The 18,017-nt window shown below is 31.4% G+C and carries 19 protein-coding genes; 11 read left to right on the top strand and 8 right to left on the bottom strand.

Going from position 1 to position 18,017, the window contains the following annotated elements:
- Positions 1 to 11: 11 nt before the first annotated feature.
- The 6 genes from QLQ95_RS21485 to QLQ95_RS21460 are packed head-to-tail and all read right to left on the bottom strand — an operon-like array spanning position 12 to position 7,160.
- Complete coding sequence (locus QLQ95_RS21485; protein ID WP_482501599.1) at positions 12 to 1,466, bottom strand: serine hydrolase; 1,455 nt, start codon at positions 1,464 to 1,466, stop codon at positions 12 to 14.
- A gap of 20 nt (positions 1,467 to 1,486) precedes the next feature.
- Entirely contained in the window at positions 1,487 to 2,926 is a 1,440-nt protein-coding gene (locus QLQ95_RS21480; RefSeq protein ID WP_482501598.1) for a serine hydrolase, read from the bottom strand.
- Positions 2,927 to 2,931: 5 nt separating this feature from the next.
- On the bottom strand, positions 2,932 to 4,800 hold the full coding sequence (locus tag QLQ95_RS21475) for a M56 family metallopeptidase (protein ID WP_320495527.1): 1,869 nt from the start codon (positions 4,798 to 4,800) through the stop codon (positions 2,932 to 2,934).
- Positions 4,801 to 4,811: 11 nt separating this feature from the next.
- Complete coding sequence (locus QLQ95_RS21470; RefSeq protein WP_095931144.1) at positions 4,812 to 5,180, bottom strand: BlaI/MecI/CopY family transcriptional regulator; 369 nt, start codon at positions 5,178 to 5,180, stop codon at positions 4,812 to 4,814.
- A gap of 29 nt (positions 5,181 to 5,209) precedes the next feature.
- Positions 5,210 to 6,784 carry a M56 family metallopeptidase gene (locus tag QLQ95_RS21465; protein ID WP_482501597.1) on the bottom strand — a complete coding sequence of 525 codons (1,575 nt, stop codon included), beginning with the start codon at positions 6,782 to 6,784 and terminating at the stop codon, positions 5,210 to 5,212.
- 7 nt (positions 6,785 to 6,791) lie between these two features.
- Complete coding sequence (locus tag QLQ95_RS21460; protein ID WP_320495522.1) at positions 6,792 to 7,160, bottom strand: BlaI/MecI/CopY family transcriptional regulator; 369 nt, start codon at positions 7,158 to 7,160, stop codon at positions 6,792 to 6,794.
- Positions 7,161 to 7,555: 395 nt separating this feature from the next.
- Between QLQ95_RS21460 and QLQ95_RS21455 the strand changes: the two genes are divergently transcribed.
- The 4 genes from QLQ95_RS21455 (at position 7,556) to QLQ95_RS21440 (ending at position 10,888) form a co-directional block, all read left to right on the top strand.
- The gene (locus QLQ95_RS21455) at positions 7,556 to 9,007 is read left to right on the top strand and encodes a hypothetical protein (RefSeq protein WP_320495520.1); all 1,452 of its coding nucleotides are present in this window, start codon (positions 7,556 to 7,558) and stop codon (positions 9,005 to 9,007) included.
- Between the two features lie 18 nt (positions 9,008 to 9,025).
- Positions 9,026 to 9,424, top strand: coding sequence for a hypothetical protein (locus tag QLQ95_RS21450; protein ID WP_320495517.1), 399 nt, complete (start codon positions 9,026 to 9,028; stop codon positions 9,422 to 9,424).
- Between the two features lie 605 nt (positions 9,425 to 10,029).
- Complete coding sequence (locus QLQ95_RS21445; protein ID WP_320495515.1) at positions 10,030 to 10,452, top strand: hypothetical protein; 423 nt, start codon at positions 10,030 to 10,032, stop codon at positions 10,450 to 10,452.
- A gap of 37 nt (positions 10,453 to 10,489) precedes the next feature.
- Positions 10,490 to 10,888, top strand: coding sequence for a hypothetical protein (locus QLQ95_RS21440; RefSeq protein WP_320495513.1), 399 nt, complete (start codon positions 10,490 to 10,492; stop codon positions 10,886 to 10,888).
- A 124-nt stretch (positions 10,889 to 11,012) separates the two neighbouring features.
- Here QLQ95_RS21440 and QLQ95_RS21435 read toward each other — a convergent pair whose 3' ends face one another.
- Complete coding sequence (locus QLQ95_RS21435; RefSeq protein ID WP_482501595.1) at positions 11,013 to 12,230, bottom strand: MDR family MFS transporter; 1,218 nt, start codon at positions 12,228 to 12,230, stop codon at positions 11,013 to 11,015.
- Positions 12,231 to 12,329: 99 nt separating this feature from the next.
- On the opposite strand from QLQ95_RS21435, the gene QLQ95_RS21430 reads away from it, so the two are divergent.
- The 7 genes from QLQ95_RS21430 (at position 12,330) to QLQ95_RS21400 (ending at position 17,377) form a co-directional block, all read left to right on the top strand.
- Positions 12,330 to 12,929, top strand: coding sequence for a DUF1684 domain-containing protein (locus tag QLQ95_RS21430; protein WP_095931148.1), 600 nt, complete (start codon positions 12,330 to 12,332; stop codon positions 12,927 to 12,929).
- On the top strand, positions 12,929 to 13,576 hold the full coding sequence (locus tag QLQ95_RS21425; RefSeq protein ID WP_095931149.1) for a TatD family hydrolase: 648 nt from the start codon (positions 12,929 to 12,931) through the stop codon (positions 13,574 to 13,576). The genes QLQ95_RS21430 and QLQ95_RS21425 overlap by 1 nt, the downstream gene beginning before the upstream one ends.
- A 233-nt stretch (positions 13,577 to 13,809) precedes the next feature.
- On the top strand, positions 13,810 to 14,523 hold the full coding sequence (locus QLQ95_RS21420; RefSeq protein ID WP_095931150.1) for a tRNA threonylcarbamoyladenosine dehydratase: 714 nt from the start codon (positions 13,810 to 13,812) through the stop codon (positions 14,521 to 14,523).
- A 186-nt stretch (positions 14,524 to 14,709) separates the two neighbouring features.
- The gene (locus QLQ95_RS21415; protein ID WP_095931151.1) at positions 14,710 to 15,372 is read left to right on the top strand and encodes an HAD family hydrolase; all 663 of its coding nucleotides are present in this window, start codon (positions 14,710 to 14,712) and stop codon (positions 15,370 to 15,372) included.
- A 70-nt stretch (positions 15,373 to 15,442) separates the two neighbouring features.
- The gene (locus QLQ95_RS21410; protein ID WP_095931152.1) at positions 15,443 to 16,285 is read left to right on the top strand and encodes a DUF2911 domain-containing protein; all 843 of its coding nucleotides are present in this window, start codon (positions 15,443 to 15,445) and stop codon (positions 16,283 to 16,285) included.
- 154 nt (positions 16,286 to 16,439) lie between these two features.
- A complete protein-coding gene (locus QLQ95_RS21405; protein WP_482504071.1) occupies positions 16,440 to 16,961 on the top strand; it encodes a TetR/AcrR family transcriptional regulator in 522 nt (173 codons plus the stop codon).
- A gap of 5 nt (positions 16,962 to 16,966) precedes the next feature.
- Positions 16,967 to 17,377 carry a DUF1348 family protein gene (locus QLQ95_RS21400; RefSeq protein ID WP_428239205.1) on the top strand — a complete coding sequence of 137 codons (411 nt, stop codon included), beginning with the start codon at positions 16,967 to 16,969 and terminating at the stop codon, positions 17,375 to 17,377.
- A gap of 5 nt (positions 17,378 to 17,382) precedes the next feature.
- Here QLQ95_RS21400 and QLQ95_RS21395 read toward each other — a convergent pair whose 3' ends face one another.
- On the bottom strand, positions 17,383 to 18,012 hold the full coding sequence (locus QLQ95_RS21395; protein WP_482501594.1) for an MCP four helix bundle domain-containing protein: 630 nt from the start codon (positions 18,010 to 18,012) through the stop codon (positions 17,383 to 17,385).
- Positions 18,013 to 18,017: the final 5 nt, after the last annotated feature.

Genomic DNA, 18,017 nt, shown 5'->3' with positions numbered 1-18,017 from the left:
TGTAAAAGTATTTAAATTTTGAGAATCAGATTTTCGTCGCCTTCGGTTTCACGATTTATGGCATTTTTTGGAGCTTCCATCCATCCCGTTTTATTGATGACAAATTTGAATAGATGTGTTTTGTTTTTTTCAAATTTCGATTTTGGGACTGATAATTCAAATGTGTTTTTGTTTTTCTGAATCATTTTAAAATTCTGATCATTTGGATTCCATTGGTCAAAAGAACCCGCTATGGAAACGCTTTTAACCAAATTCGGATCTAAATTCTTATCGTGTTCATAAACAAATACAACATTAGCGTTGACGATCTTGTAACCGTAAATGCTTGCTTGTTTTTTGTTTTCACTCAATAAATCATTAGAGAGTCTTGTAATGGCTTCACCAAGTGCATTGCCGGTATTTTCATCACTTATATTTACAATGATGGAAATTCCTAGTTGGCGTTCAGGATAAACAACCAGCATGTTTTGAGTTCCAAAAGCACCGCCGTGTTTCCAGCAGTTTTTTCCATTTTCATCTACTTGAATATAATCCCAGAAATAACCGTTCCAAGTTGTTGGGCTATTTAACAGGTTTCGTTGCGATTCTTGAACAATTTCATTTTTTGTATTAAGCTCATAAGCAATAAATTTAGTCAAATCACCTAAAGTAGATTTTAGCATTCCAGCGGCGCCCCAAAGGTTGTCTGAAATGTTAGGCATTAGAACGCCTTTTAGATTATAGCCGTTTGCAATAACAGTATTTGGACTTAAATTTATACCGCTTGATTGCATGTCAAGTTTTGAAAAAATATTTTCTTTCAAAAGCGTTTCATAGCTTTTTCCATAAACGTTTTCTAAAATATGAGCCGTAAGATTAAGACTTCCGTTGCTGTACTTGAATTTTGTTCCTGGTAAAGTGTCTAATTTTATAGTTTTAAGATCTTCAAAAAACTTCTCACGACTATACATTTCATCCATCTTTTTAAAAGCCAAATAGCTACTATCGTTTCTGTTTTTTCTTAATTCGGCAGTATCTGGAAGATCTTTGTCAAAACCAGTTCTAAAAGAAACCAAATCTTTAATAGTGATTGGAGTTCCGTTATATTCTAAGTTTGGATAAGAGCCTGTAATATATTTTCTAATATCATCGTCTGGATTCAATTTTCCTTCCAAAACCGCTTGCGCCGTCAGTAAACCTGTAAATAGTTTTGTTATAGAGGCAACTTCAAAAACAGTGTTGTTGTTCGCAATATTTTCTTTTCCCTTATCAATTTCGCCGTAATGTCTCGTATAGGTTTTTCCATTCTTAACCACTCCAATTGAAATAGAATTAGCTTTTGACTTTCCTATTAAAAGCGAAGCTGTTTTGTCCATTGCAGTAAAAATACTTTTTTCGGCAGTATTTTTCTGCGCTAGAATTGAAAAGCTAAAACATAAAAACAGGAGTATATTGAGCTTTTTCATTTTTGTAAATATGTTTTTCATTTATTAAAGAGAAGTATAGATTACTTCGCTAACATTGTGTTGATTTTCTCCAGCATTTCTTTAGCATTATTGTTGTCCGGAGAAAGAGATAATGCTTTTTGGTAGTTTTCTTTCGAAAGTGCCAATTCATTATTTCTAAAATAGCCATCAGCCAAACTATCAAATGCGTTTCCAGATTTCGGATTCTCTTTTGCATTAAGCTCTAAGACTTTTATTCCGTCATGTAATCTTCCATGATCCATTAATGTATAGCCAATAACATTTAGTCGATATTCAAAGTCCCAATCTGGATGATTCTTTTTTATGGCTAAATAATTCTGTTGCGCTTTTGTAAAGTCTAATTTCAAAAAAGTCTGATTGATTTTTTCTCCAGCTAATAAAAATTCATCTGTAAGTGTTTTATCTACAATCGAAGCCACATGATTAATTACTTGACTTTGTACATATAAGCCTGAATATTTATGCCCATTGGATAAAAAGATTATCGTTAAATCACGATCCGTAAATTTTCTAAATGCAGTTTCATTGCCACCAGTAAAGCCGTATGAAAGGACATTATTTACCAGTACTATTTCCCAACCAAAAGCAAAACGATCTGTGTTGTTGGCAAACGGAAACGGTTTCCACATATCGTATTGGGTTTCTTTTTGAAGATAAACGCCTTTATCAAGATTTTGATTCCAGCGAATAAAATTTGGTAAAGAAATATTTAAGCCGTTTGCAGAATGAGCGTCGGTGCCAAAGTTTGAAGTGCTTTTAACGTACTTTTTTGTTTTATCATCATAGTTGTATCTAGAAGCACTGTTGAGTGCCGTTTCGCCAAAATTGGACGAAAAATAAACGCCTGATTTTACAGAAGGAAACTGATTTTGTAAAATATATTCTTCAAACGTCAAACCCGTAATTCTTTCGATAATTTTAGCCAGAAATAAATAATTGGTTTGATTGTAACGATATTGATTTCCTGTTTTAAAATCCATTGTTTTTTGAGACAGTAAAGCTATTTTTTCGTCAAGTGGTGCCGTTATCGGAATTTCTTCAAACCTAACAACATCAGGAAGTCCAGAAGAATGAGAAAGCAAGTTTTTAATTTTTACGTCTTGCCATTCTTTTGGTGTATTTTCTAAATATTTTGAAATAGGGTCTTCAAGAGATAATTTTCCTTGTTGAATAAGTTGAAATATCCCAACATTGGTAATTAATTTGGTAGTTGAAAATATTTTAAAAGCAGTGTTTTTATCCACTGCTTTATTATCTTCTATAGAAGCTTTGCCAAAATATTTTTCATAAACAATTTTACCATCTTTTATTACTGCCAATGCCACACCGGGAATTTCATTAATTGCTATTACTTCTTTTATGTAATGGTCAATTTTTTGTTCTGTTGATTTGTCAGCTTTTTTTTGACCAAAAGATAAATTAAGAACGAATAGTAAAGAGACGGTAAGAAAGGCTCTCATCAGGATTAAGCTTTTTTATTCTGCTTTTCCATTTCTTTCATCTCTTTTTCACGCTGCTTCATGTCTTTTTCATGTTGTTTCATGTTTTTTTCATGTTGCTTCATATCTTTAGCATGTTGTTTCATATCAAGTTCATACTGCTTCATGTCTTGCTCGTATTGTTTCATGCTGTTTTCATAGTCTTTAGAATCGTCTCCGAATTTGAAATTAAAGTCGTAGTTGAACTTTTCCATGTTTGCGCTGAATTTTTCCATAGCAATTTCATATTTCGCCATTTCTTTCTCATAAACTTCTGCTCTTTGCGACATGATAGCTTCAATTTGCTTTTCGTATTCTTTCATTTGAGGCTCAAACGCTTCCATCTGTTTTCCAAATGCTTCCATGTCTTTTTCAAATTTAGCCATTGCTACTTTATCTTTTGGATTTTTTGGAGCAACAGGAGGTTTTGGCATTTTTGACATATCAATTGCTGGAACAGGAGGCATTGGTCCTGAAGGAAATGCTGGTGGAGTTGGAGGTGCAGGAGCTACAACATCAGATTCTCCATTGCCAAAAGTGCGAACAATAACTTTATTATTTTTGATAATCATTGGTGTTCTGAAATTTCCATCGGTATTAATTACAATAGCCTTTGATCCGTTTTCGTTTGTTCCAATTGCCAATTCGCAGTCTTTAATAGCTTCGTCTCCGTCAATTCTGATCATTTGTTTTTTTCCAGAATCCGATTTTACTTTGATTTGAATCCCAGTCAATTCTTCTTTGGTATTTCTTTTTACATCCGAAATTTCGACATCCAGATTATGATTTGCCTTTAATTGGCCTGGCAATTCATTTAATTCCTTATCAGTCGTGTTTTTAGTAATTTTGATTGTTTGGTCAGTATCTTTAACGGTGTCTCTTTGGATTGAGGCAACTTCAGCCTGTTTCTTTTCTTGTGCAATGGTTCTTATTTGAAATAAAAGAACAAACGCACCAAGAGCAGGTATTACTGCCGAATACTTCCAGTAATTTCTTTTGTTTGATTGATTTTTGTTTAACATGACAATTCGTTTTTTGATTAATGATTGATAAAAATGATTGGTGATTGCAACACAAGTTTCGTGTGTTGTGATTTTTAAAAGTGTGTATTGATACGCTTTTTTGTCGGCAATTTTTTTAGAAGCTTCACTATCTGCAATGAATTCAAGATTTTGAAGAATAGCTTTCTTATAAAGCCAGATAATTGGGTTAAACCAAAATAGAATGCAAAAGATTCTAGAAATCAAAACATCAATGGTATGCTTTTGATCGCTGTGCACTTTTTCGTGCTCCAAAATACTTTCCAATTCCGACGAAGTATATAGTGATGAGTTATATACAATGTAATCGAAATAAGAGAAAGGAGCTATATTTTCATTAACATCGATAAATTTAAAATCTTCCTGCTGTTCAATCTTTTTTCCTTTTAAAACAGAATTCAGACTGTAAAAATCAAGCGCAAATTTGATCATGAAACCTAAGAAGCCAATTGCGTAAACTACAGCCGCGACCAAAGTCCAATTGATTACAAAATTCTCTTCTTCAATAACAGAAACAGTTGTTGGCTTATACGGAGTCTCATAAACAGCAGCTTCATGATTTGAAGTTGGAATATTCGATACATCCGTTGTTGTAGTTGTAATTATTGGATCTGGCATTGGCGCTGGAGGCGTTTCAACCCAAATTACTTTCGTATAAACTACAAAAGGCAATACCACAGAAGTGATTAATCCCGCAATTAAAAACCAGCGGCTACTGTTAAAAAAAGTTTCTTTGCGAAGTAAAAAGATGTAAGCAAAATAAAACATTGCTAATAACCCGCTTGATTTTAAGATAAAAATGAAAAGTGCTTCCATAACTATTTTGATTACTTACCTGCTTTTGGATTTTCGATCATGTCTAAGATTTCACGCAATTCGTCTGCCGAGATTTTTTCTTCTTTAGCAAAAAAAGAAACCATGCTTTTGTATGAGCTATTAAAATAATTGTCAATTGCAGTGCTCATGAACCCTTTTCTGTAATCTTCGATGCTTACAGCTGGATAATATTGATGTGTATTTCCAAAAGCATTATGTGCAACATATCCCTTTTCTTCCAGATTACGAACAATGGTAGACAAAGTATTATAATGTGGCTGATCTTCTAAAATCTCTGCTTGAATTTCTTTTACAAAAGCTTTTTTCAGCTTCCATAAAATATGCATGATTTCTTCTTCTTTATTGGTCAGTTTTTGCATTTCTCAGTGATTTAAAAGATTAAAACTTTTTATTTTTTGCTTTTAATTTCGACAATCCCATTCTCGCCTTTTTCGCCAAATAAAGCTACAGCATCTAAGCTTTTGAAAACTCTTACCGATTTAATCGTGCTAGGAGGAAGGCTGTTCATATCAAAATCAGAAGGCATATCTTTTCCATCTAAAATTACAAGCGGAAAACCTAATTTCAAATTCGTTTTTACACCATTTGAAACAGCAACAGATGTTCCTTTATCAGAAGAAGTAGTAATAACCGTATTATTGTCATTATCTACAATTACAGTAGTGCTAGAATTTGCACTACTATTACTATTAGTTTTTGTACTAGTATTAGAATTAGTGTTAACATTGGTTTCGGTTTTTAGTTTATTGCTAATTGCTTTTTTAGGTTCTTTGTCATTAGAATTATTTACAGTCTGAATTCCTATTTTTTTATCCCCATTTTTATAAGTAATAATAATTACTCCGAATTCATTTATTGCTTTATCCGAATTTTGAATGGATTTTGAATGCTGTTTTCCTTTCTTTATATCGACTGTAATAGATGTTAGTTGGTCTGAATCATTTCTCTTAACTTCAGACATTTCAAATTTTACATTGTGGTTTTTCTTCAAATTATTCTTGATTTCATTTAATTCAGCATCTGTAGAATTTTTGCTGATTTTAAAAACATCTACAGATTCAATATTTGAATCGTTTTCTTTTATAATTTGTGGTTTTTCTTTCGCAATTACTTCAAATTGAAATAATAAAACAAATGTGGCAAGTGCAGGAAGCATAAGATAATACTTCCAGGAATTCCACTTTTTTGATTGATTTTTGTTTAACATGACAATTCGTTTTTTGATTAATGATTGATAAAAATGATTGGTGATTGCAACACAATTTTCGTGTGTTGTTATTTTTAAAAGCGTGTATTGATATGCTTTTTTGTCTGAAAGTTTCTTAGAAGCTTCACTATCAGCAATAAACTCTAGATTTTGAGTGATTGCCTTTTTGTAAAGCCATACAATCGGATTGAACCAGAAAATGATACTGAAGATTCTCGAAATCAATACATCAAAAGTATGGTTTTGATCGCTGTGCACTTTTTCATGTTCCAAAATGCTCTCTAATTCTGATGCTGTGTAAAGTGATGAGTTGTACACAATATATTCGAAATAGGAGAAAGGCGCGATATTCTCGTTGATATCTACGAATTTGAAATCGGCTTGTTGTTTGATTTTTTTTCCTTTTATAATAGAATTCAAACTATAAAAGTCAATTGCCAGTTTTAAAAGAAAAACAAAAAGACCAATTCCATAGAAGCCAACAATAATATAGTTCCAATTAAATTCTACCGATTCGCTGTCTGGGTTATTTATTAATGTTGTTTGGATATTGGTATCAAAATTAGGAGCAGCATCAATCCAAATTACTTTTGTGTAAGTCAATAATGGTAAAATTACTGAGACTATCAAGCCAGATAAAAGAAACCATCTGTTGCTGTTAAAAAATGTTTCTTTGCGCAGTAAAAAATAGTAAGCACAATAAAACATTAGCATTAAGCTGCTTGATTTGGCGATGTAAATGAAAACTGCTTCCATAAACTGATTATTTTTTTTCGTTTTTATTTTCGATCATTGATAAAATTTCACGCAATTCATCTGCTGAAATTTTTTCTTCTTTCGCAAAAAAGGAAACCATACTTTTATAAGAACTATTGAAGTAATTATCGATTGCAGTTTTCATAAATCCTTTTCTGTAATCTTCAATTGCTACAATTGGAAAGTATTGATGGGTGTTTCCAAAAGCATTGTGTCCAACATATCCTTTTTCTTCCAGATTACGCACAATAGTTGATAATGTATTGTAATGTGGCTGATCTTCTGTTATTTCGGCTTGGATTTCTTTTACAAAAGCTTTTTTCAGCTTCCATAAAATCACCATGATTTCTTCTTCTTTGTTTGTTAACTTCTGCATCTTCTCTAATTTTAATTCAAACCTACAACTATTTTTTTAGTTACACAACTATAAAAGTAGTTATTTAACTAAAAATTAAGTTTGGTTTTAGTTTTGAACGCAGAAATGCTATTCAAATTTAATGGTAATAAATTGAATTATAAGGATTTAAAAGGTGAAAAGTTTTTTAAAGAAGTCTTCTCGTTTGTCAAAGCGTTCTTGATCCAAATATAGCATCACGTTTCAACAACCATTGAAAGGATTTATATTTGCGATTGTAGTAAAAGTTTTAGTGTAAAGGCTTTTTAATATTTTATTTGTTAAATTAAATTTAATTATTTTATATTCACGACAATTAATTGTAAGATATTTTTTAGTTAAAAAAGAATTTTATTATCCAACCAATGTTAATGCGTATGCACAAATTTATTAAGTATTCCGTTTGTTTTTTTATTGCACTTTTTCTTTTATCGTGTAGTAATGATGTTTTAGAAAAAAATCAGGAAAATGTAAAAACCGTTACGACTGATTTAGAATTATCGAAATTTTCAAATCCCAATATTGCACAAAATGTTGAAGTCGATTTTGAAAATGTAAACGTAATTGAAAAAGACGATTTTAAGATTTCAGAATTCTTAGCAAAAGAAAAAGTTGTAAACACTTTTGAATCTGACGTTCTGCAAAACCATTTGAAATATCAAGGTGTTACAATTGAAAGTGAAGGCAAATCTCAATCATACTTTTTAGAAGTTTTTACGCTTGCAAAAAGTGCTGTTTACCCTGAGACTATCACAAATCTAAAGGACTTTACAGGGGGATTGAATGTGTATTCCTTTGATGGTGAAAATTTAGGTTCAGTAGTTGTTAGAAATGGTAAAGCGGCAAATGTTTCAGGAAAAAATGAGTTAGATGTTTTGACAAAAACAATAAATTTGTTTTATGCTCCATCCGATATTACAAGCAAAATACCTCTATGCAAGGAGACATATACACAAACGGTATGGCTAACTCAAGATGTTTGGCGAATAATTAGCAATGGTTCAAAGATTTTAGAGGTCATCTATGTAGGTGAAAAGGTTACTAAAACTACTAATACCGTGCCTTATCCTTGTGAGAGTTCAGGAGATGTAGAAGCTATAAAATTACAGCGAATAGCGCAATATTCACATTATAGCGAAAATGGGCAATATCTTGGAGAGAGTTCTTCTTTCCAAATTATGGATTATCTTACAGGAAAAGCAAAGTGCCTTAATGATTTATTAAATAAAAACGGGAATTCTTTTGTCCAAAATCTATTTTCAAAGTTTGAAGGGACATCAAAGTTCGATATTGCAATTTCCTCCGTAGATGCCTTACCTAAAACTGTAGATGGCGTTGTAACATATCTTAACGGGAGGACGTTAGAGCCAAAAGGTAAATTAATACAAATCGAAATTAGCACTACTGAGGTAAATAAAAGAGCTCCGCTTGAAGTTGCGAGGATTATATTGCACGAATATATACACGCAGATATTTATAGGAAACTTGGCACAGTACTTGCTATGAATGTAGAGAATTTAGATTTTAAAACGACATATGAAAATTATGAAAGGGAACAGCACAGTGTAATGGCCAAATTGTACGTTCAGAGTATGAAGGAAGCATTGAAACAATTTCATCAGAGTATTTTGCCTGGTGATATTAAAGCTTATACTGATTACTATAAAGAACCACCAAGTGACGCGTTTTACGAGGCTCTTGCGTGGGGAGGGTTGAGAGACAGTCATGTAAAAGCTTGGAATGAATTATCAGATGAAAAAAAGGCATCTATAGAGGCTCTTGCTAGCAGAGTGGAGCAATTCTCCAAAACAAGCCCTTGCAGTAACTAATAATAAAAAATAAACGATATGAAAATTGCTACACTTTTTATTTTGTCATTATTTCCTTGCTTTGTAGGAGCTCAGGAAAAAGTAAAAGACACACTTTTTTTTGCTTATGATAGTAATTATATTAATACATATCCTGAAAATCCAAATGATTATTATATAAAAGATGGGAGTGGTGCTCGTATTGGTGGCTTTTACTTTATTGAAGTTCAAAAGATAAAGAATTGCAAGACTAAAAAAAGAGAAATTAGTCTTAAAGAATATATTAGGTCATCTAAATTCTATGATGAAAACAGAAGATTAAAATTATGGGATTATGACCTTTCGACTTACCTTAAAAATTACGTTATTTTTTTAGTCAAAACTGAAAACGGTAAAAAAAGTTATATACAAGTTGAATCAAGTTTTGAAATTGAATAATTTAAAAATTAAACACAAATAGTATTAAACTGAGAGTCGTATAGAATTGTACGACTCTCTTTTGTTTTAGATAAAGAAAATGCCTGCTTTTGTTAGATTTTAAAAGGTTAAAAGTTTTTTTTAAGAAATCTTCTCATTGGTCAAAGTGTTCTTGATCCAAATATAGCATCCTGCTGGAACAGCCATTTCAAAAGATTTATAGTTGCTATTGTAGTGAAAGCTCTAATGTAGAGGTTTTTTAATATTTTATTTGATGAATAAATTACAATTCTTTTATATTTGTAGCTTTGAATTGTAAGATATTTATTAATTATAATGACGAATTAGTAGAGGGTCAGAAAATGCAAAAATTGCAAAGATTGATTTAGAACTAGAGAAATTTACTAATCTCAATATTGAACAAATGTTGAAGCCGAAAATGTCAATGAAATTAAAAAGATAAGCAATGTCTTGGAATGGTTCGAAAGAAGTAGATGGTGAAGTTTGGAATATTTTAACTCCTAAAAAAACATAGATAAATACAATATTTAACAACCAACTTAAGAAGCTAACACAAGTTCGCTTTTGTGATAATAAATAATATCAAACTTAATTTGATTTGAACGATGATGTCGAAATTTAAAATCTTTGTTTTTTTAGGATATACACTTATAATACATTTATTTTTTTTAAGTAATTTACATGCGCAGCAAAAAGTTGAAAAAGATACGTTGTATTTTAAAATAGATAATTCCTATCTGTTTGAAAATAAAAATATTCCAAAAACTTTTTTTATTGAAGACGGAAATGGACACACCGAATTTTGTTTTCAAGAAGCTGAAATTTTGTTTAATTTAAAACCTACAGAAGTATTGGATTTAAAGTATTTTATAAGGAACTCAAAATTCTTTATAAATCAAGGAAAAATAGCATTAGATATAAAAGGACTGGTCGATTTTATAAAAAACTATAAAATTATTTTAATAAGAGAAAGTGATAAAAAGACCGAATATATTAAAGTAAATGTTTCAATTATGATTTTTGGATAAATATTTAATATAAAGCTTGAAATTTTAAAAACAAATTATGAAAATATTCATTTTATTCCTGACTTTTATTCTTGGAATAAATTCTCTAGCTCAGGAAAAAGTAAAAGACACACTTTTTTTTACTTATGATAGCCAATATATTATTACGCATAAAGAAATCCCAAATCATTTTTACATAAAAGATGGTAGTGGTGCTCGTATTGGTGGCTTTTACTTTACTGAAGTTCAAAAGATAGAGAATTATAAGACTAAAAAAAGAGAAATTGGTCTTAAAGAATTTGTTAGGTCGTCTAAATTCTATGACGAAAATAGAAGATTAAAATTAAGAGATTATGAACTTACTGATTACCTTGAAAATTACGTTATTTTTTTAGTCAAAGCTGAAGATGGTAAAAAAAGGTATATACAAGTTGAAGCAAGTTTTGAAATTGAATAATTTTAAAACTGAAATAAAAATATTTTTTTTGAATTGAGAGCCGTACAATTTTATACGGCTCTCTTTTGTTTTAAATTAAGAAAACGCTTGCTTTTGTTAGACTCTAAAAAGTTAAAAGTTTTTTTTAGGAAATCTTCTCGTTGGTTAAAGCGTTCTTAATCCAAATGCAGCATCCCGTTGCAACAACTCCGATACAGGCCATAAAAAGCCAGTTAATTTGATAACCAAATCGGGTAATAATTTCAAATCCTAGCTTAGAACTAATAATATGAGCAAGGCTAAAACTCATTGTATAAAGTGCCATGTATCGGCCTTCTTGTCCGCGAGGTGCTCGGCTTAAAGCAAATGCGTTAGAAAAAGGGAAAGTAAGCACTTCTCCAATCGAAATGCAGACCATGCTCACAACCAAAATTCCGGCCCAGAAATTAACTAGAAGTAAAAAGAAACTGCTCGCCATAACAAACGATCCAACGATGATAATTCTAATCTTTGGAAAAGCTTTTCGCTCTAAAAATCCAACTGTTGGCATTTCTAGGGTAAAGATTAAAAGTCCATTTAAAGTCATTAACAAACCGGTTTGGAATTCGCTTAAGCCAAATTTTTCATTGTGATATAAAGGTAAAGTGGTAAATAACTGGAAGAAAATCATTGCTGTAATGAAACTTACAAACAAGAAAACCCAGAAAATTTTATCGTGAAAAACCGATTTTACATCAGTAGCACTTTCTGTTTTATCATCATGCGTTGCTTTTTTCTTTTCTTTTACCAATAAAGCAAAGATTGAAATCGAAATAATACAAGAAGCTCCGTCAACCCAAAACAAACCTGAATAACCCATTCCCATAATAATCAAACCTCCAAGCGCTGGTCCGGCTGCAAAACCAAGATTTACAGCAAGACGCACAAGCGTAAGGGCACGAGTACGGTTTTCGGGTTTGGCATAAGCGCCCAAAGACACAAACATAGCAGGACGAAACATATCTGCAATCGTCATAAGAACAAACATGGCCGCACAAAGGGCCCAGAAAGTGGTAATATATTGAACAAAAAATAGCGAAACTCCACTAGTGGATAAACTAAAAATCATGATTTTATAGAACCCGATTTTATCTGATAATTTACCACCAAGCCAAGAACCCAACATAGATCCAAGACCAAAAGCCACCATAATCCAACCTACTTGATTATACGAAAAATGAAGGTCTTCTTTTAAATACTTGGATAAAAAAGGAAGAACCATTGTTCCAGCGCGGTTAATAAAAGTAATGATAGCAAGAATCCAAACTTCTCTGGTAAAACCTCGAAAGTTGTTAATGTAGTGAGTTAAGGCAGTTTTAAGCATTTTGTTTGATAAATTATCGTCACAAAGTTAGGAAACTTTGTCTCGTTAAGTGGTTGCTGTTTTGTTACTTTTGAACTATTTTTGCAGAAAATTTCTAAGATGAAAACTATAAACGCCCTTGCTTTATTGTTGGTATTTAATTTTGGCTTTGCACAAAAAAAGTTCAATAAGACCGATGTTCAAAAATTTCAAAAGAAAATCAATACCGAGTTTGCTGATCCTAAGACGAGTCCGTTGATGGCTGAAGATTTGAAAACCTTTAAAAGCTTAGAATTTTTTCCTATTTCAGAAACTTATTTTGTAACTGCCACTTTGGAAAAAGCCAAAGGGGGAAAAGTTTTTGAAATGAAAACTTCAGGAAATTATACTCCAAAGTATATTAAATATGGTACTTTAAACTTTAAAATAAACGGAAAAGCTTTTAAACTTGCCGTTTACCAAAGTTTAGAACTTATCGTTCAAGAAAAATATAAAAATCATCTTTTCTTGCCTTTTTCAGATTTAACAAGTGGAAAGCAAAGCTATATTGGAGGCCGCTATATTGATTTAGAAATTCCGAAAGAAAATACAATAGCAATCGATTTTAATCAAGCTTATAATCCGTATTGCGCTTATAATTACAAGTATTCTTGTCCGCTTGTACCACAGGAAAACGATTTGAAAATTGAAATTAAAGCAGGAGTAAAAGCGTTTCATTAATGGAATATTTTAATTTTCATACACATCAATTTACCAATCAATCTAATGTTGTAGAATTGGTTAATCAGTATACAAAAGATTTTGATGAGACGATTTCGTTTTATTCTGTCGGAATTCATCCTTGGTATATTGACGAAAATCGAATTGATGAAGATTTGAGAATTATTGAAGAAAAACTGCAAACTCCAAACTGTTTGGCAATTGGCGAATGCGGTTTAGATAAAAGAATTGAAGTTCCGTTTGACTTGCAGATTTCAGTTTTTGAAAAACAATTGGAATTAGCAGAAAAATTCAAGAAACCTGTAGTAATTCATTGCGTTGCGGCTTTTCAGGAAGTAATGGCAATCAAGAAAAAAATGAAGATAGGAGTTCCAATGATTATTCATGGCTTCTCAAAAAATAATCAACTGGCAGAGCAATTAATTGCAGCTGGATTTTATCTTTCGTTTGGAAAATATCTATTGAAAAATCCAGATTTAAAAACGGTTTTTCAGAATGTTCCAAATGATCGTTTTTTCTTAGAAACCGATACAATTGAAGAATCGATTCAGCAAGTTTATGAATTAGCTTCAGAATATAAAGGATTAAATTTAAAAGAATTACAAGGCGTTATTTTAAGTAATTATAAAAGGTTATTTAAACAATGAAAGGAATAAAGAATAAAGAATAAAGAATAAAGAATAAAGAATAAAGAACATAGAAAAAAGAATATAGAGTAAAGAGTTTTTGTATTCAAAGTTTGTCACCCTGAGCGAAGTCGAAGGGCGTTCCAATTAGGGCTTCGACTTCGCTCAGCCTGACAACTGGGAAAAACTTGAAACCTGAAACTTGAAACTTGAAAAATCATAAACTTGAAACAAAAAAATAAAAAAGAGAATATATGGCAGAATGGACAGAAAGAGCAGAGCTTTTGTTTACTAAAGAAGGATTAGAAAATTTACAAAAATCTAATGTTTTAGTCGTTGGGCTAGGAGGAGTTGGATCTTTTGCAGCTGAATTTTTAGCAAGAGCAGGAGTGGGCAACATGACAATTGTAGACGGAGATGTTGTAGATATTACGAATATTAACCGTCAATTGCCAGCTTTGCATTCTACAGTTGGTCAGCCAAAAATTAAAATTGTAGGCGATCGATTGATGGATATTAATCCGGAATTGAATTTAACTCGTGTTCAGGAATTTCTTTCGCCAGAACGTGCTTTTGAGATTGTTTCTCCAGAATTTGATTATGTTTTAGATTGTATTGACAGTATTACTCCAAAATTAAACCTGATTATTGCTGCAAAACGCAAAAGAGTAAAAATAATTAGCAGCATGGGAGCAGGAGGAAAAATGTTGGCCTCTAAAGTAAAAGTAGCAGATATTTCAAAAACAATTAACTGTTATTTTTCTAAAACAGTCCGTAAGCGTTTAAAAGAAGTAAAAATCAATAAACTGAAAGTGGTTTTCTCTTCTGAAATTCAAGACGAAAAAAGCTTAAAATTAACAGATGGTAAAAACTTTAAAAAGTCATTTTACGGAACAAACAGCTATATGCCAGGATTATTTGGCTTGCACGCTGCCGAAACAGTGATTAGATATTTGCTTAAAAAGTAAGGTTCTAAGATGCTAAGATTCTAAGTGCTAAGGTTTTTTTGGCTAGAATGGTGAATCTTAATTTCTTGAACTTATAAATAGAACTTAAAATAACTTTGACAAAGTTCAAAACTTTGTCAAAGTTAGATACAAAAGAGAGAAACCTAAGAATCTTAGTATCTCAGAACCTTAGAACCTTAAAAAAAAATGATTAAAACAGTAATTTTTGATATGGATGGCGTAATCGTTGACACGGAGCCAGTTCATCGTTATGCCTACTATTTACAATTTTCAGAATTGAATATCGAAGTTCCAGAAGAGATGTACACCACATTTACTGGATTTTCGACTCGAAATACATTTCAAACTTTAAAAAGTTATTTTCCAACTGTAGAACAGGAAGTGGAAGATTTGATTCAACGAAAAAGAACTATTTTTAATCAAGCTTTTGATACTAAGGAAGATTTGCATCTTTTGGATGGTGTCGAAGATTTGATTAAAAATTTATACAACAGCGGAATGCAATTAATTTTAGCTTCTTCGGCTTCAAAAGTGACTATTGATCGCGTTTTTACAAGATTCAATCTGCATCAGTATTTTACGCATATTGTAAGCGGAGAAGATTTTCCACAATCAAAACCTAATCCAGCGATATTTATTCATGCGGCTTCTCTTTCTGTTGCACCAAAAGAAGAATGCGTTATTATTGAAGATAGCACAAATGGAATAAAAGCAGCAAAAGGGGCAGGAATTTATTGTATAGGATATAATAGTGAGCATTCTCATCTTCAAGATTTATCTGAAGCTGATTTAGTTATAGAACATTTTAACGAATTGAATGCTGAAAAAATATCACAGTTAAAGGACTGAATTATATTAAATTTAACATTTGTTCCCTAATTGAATTTGTAAATTTGGATAAAAAATAAAACTTAAAATAATGAAGAAACTACTTATTGCTTTAGCCTTGATTTTAGCGCCATTAGCATCAGAAGCGCAAGTAAAAACTCCACAAGCAAGTCCAAAAGGATATATCAAACAAACTGTTGGTTTAACTGATGTTGAAGTTACGTATTCAAGACCAGGAGCAAGAGGAAGAGCTGTGTTCGGAAATTTAGTTCCGTTTGGAAAATTATGGAGAACTGGAGCTAATGAAAATACCATTATTAATTTTAGCGATGACGTTATTATAGACGGAAAAACGCTAAAAAAAGGAAAATATGCAATTTATACAGTTCCTAGAATCGAAAGTTGGGATATCATTTTCTATCTTTCTACTGATAACTGGGGATTGCCAGAAAACTGGAGCGATTCGTACGTAGCTTTAAAAACTACAGTTAAAGAAGATGCTTTGCCAACTCCAATTGAAACTTTTACAATAGGAATTAACGGATTAGATCCTAATTTTGGATATTTAGATATTGCTTGGGAAAATTCTCATGTAGCTTTAAAATTTGAAGTTCCAACAGCTAAAATTGCTGTGGCAAGTATTGAGAAAACTTTGGCAGGTCCAACTTGGAATGATTATTTTGCTGCATCTCAATATTTATTCCAATCAAATGGAAATATCGAAACAGCTAGAAATTATGTAGACAAAGCGCTTGATATGAGTTCAGATAAACCATACTACGTAACAAGATTGAAGTCTCAAATTCAAGCAAAACAAGGTGACAAAAAAGGAGCAATCGAAACTGCAAAAGCTTCTCTAGCATCTGCTGAAGCGGCAAACAACGCCGATTACGTAAAATTGAATAAAGATAGTATCGCTGAATGGAGCAGATAATAATTCTTCCGAATTCTTAAATTCCAATTTTTTAAAATATCAAAATCCAAAACTGACGAGTTTTGGATTTTTTTTTGTCTTTAGAATAAAATAGACAGACTTGTCTGTTTGTTTAAAAATGTTTTTTATATTTGCAGATATAAATTACGATGTTATGCTGCCAAAAGAAAGAATATTAGAGAAGACATTTACTTTATTTCACACACAAGGTTATAATGCTACTGGCATCAATCAAATTATTGAAGAAGCAAAAGTTGCAAAGGCAAGTTTTTATCAGCATTTTAAATCTAAGGAGGATTTGTGTGTGGCTTTTTTAAATCAGCGTCATTTCTTTTGGTTTGAAGAATTGCAAAAGTTTACATCCAAAGAAGAGGACAGGAAACTAAAAATTTTAGCTTCTTTTGATTTCTTAATTTATATGAATAAAAAGGAAAATTTTAGAGGTTGCAGTTTTCTAAATATTCTATCAGAAATTCAATCAGATAATATTAAAATTTTAGACGTAATTCAAAACCATAAAGCCGATTTACGCGTCTATTTTACCGAAATTTTAAATGATAATCTTTTATCAGATCACGTTTATCTGCTTTTTGAGAGTTGCATTATAGAAAGTCAACTTTTCAAATCCAATCAACTTATTGAGCAAACTAAGAAAATTATCCAAACTTTAATCTAATTATTATGGAACAGAAATTGCCATTGCCGCCTTTCTCATATGAAACAGCAATAGAGAAAATTCAATTAGCAGAAGATGCTTGGAACAGTCAGGATCCAGAAAGAGTTTCAAAAGCCTATACGATTGATAGTGAATGGAGGAACAGAAATCAATTTGTAAACGGAAGAGAAGAAATTGTACAGTTCTTAACGCAAAAATGGAAAAGGGAGAAAAATTATAAACTTAAAAAAGAATATTGGGCACATACCGAAAATAGAATTGCAGTTCGTTTTGAGTATGAATATCAAGATCTTGAAGGAAACTGGTTTAGAGCCTATGGAAATGAGAATTGGGAGTTTGATGCAAATGGTTTGATGCAAAAACGTTTTGCAAGTATCAATGATCTTTCAATAAAAGAAGAAGAAAGAAAACTTTAAGAAATTTAATTCATAGAGGGCGGTTCAGGAATTTTTACCGTCCTTTTTATTTTCTTTATAATTAGTAAATAAAAAGTAATGCCTCCTAAAATAATCAGCAATGCGATTTGAAGTTGGCCAAGTACATTGTTTCTGCTGTACATAGCATTTGCGACAGCAAGTTTTGCCTTCCCTTCTTCAATCTGAATTTGCGAAAGAGATTCGAGAGTTTTTAATGCTTGTGCACTCGAATTGGCTATTTTGTTCCAATCTTTATTTTCAACCTGTTTGTTGATTTCTTTGCATGAAAGTAAAAAAGCATCAAAGTACTGTTTTTCTTTATTTGTTAAAACCGTTTTAGCATACAAATCATCAATAGTATGAATAATGTTTAAGGTGTGAATAATTTCATCTTTCTTGATATTATCGCTTAAATCTAATTTTTCAGCTTCAGCTTTTATAAAATGAAGTTCTTTAGAATATTGAAAAATATAATGCGCCACAACCAATCGGTCTTTGTAAATAGCATTGATATTATCATTTACGTTTTTAGAATTTCGCAACGTATTAAAGTTACCAAGCAGAATGATAAGCATTACAACTAGTAATATAAAAGCAGCTTTGGTTTTATTGCTGTACCTTCTGTGATCTTTCATAAAGC

The organism is Flavobacterium sp. B330r (genome assembly GCF_056824325.1).
The sequence above is the reverse complement of the archived record's forward strand: the minus strand, read 5'-3'. Positions and strand labels throughout refer to the sequence as shown.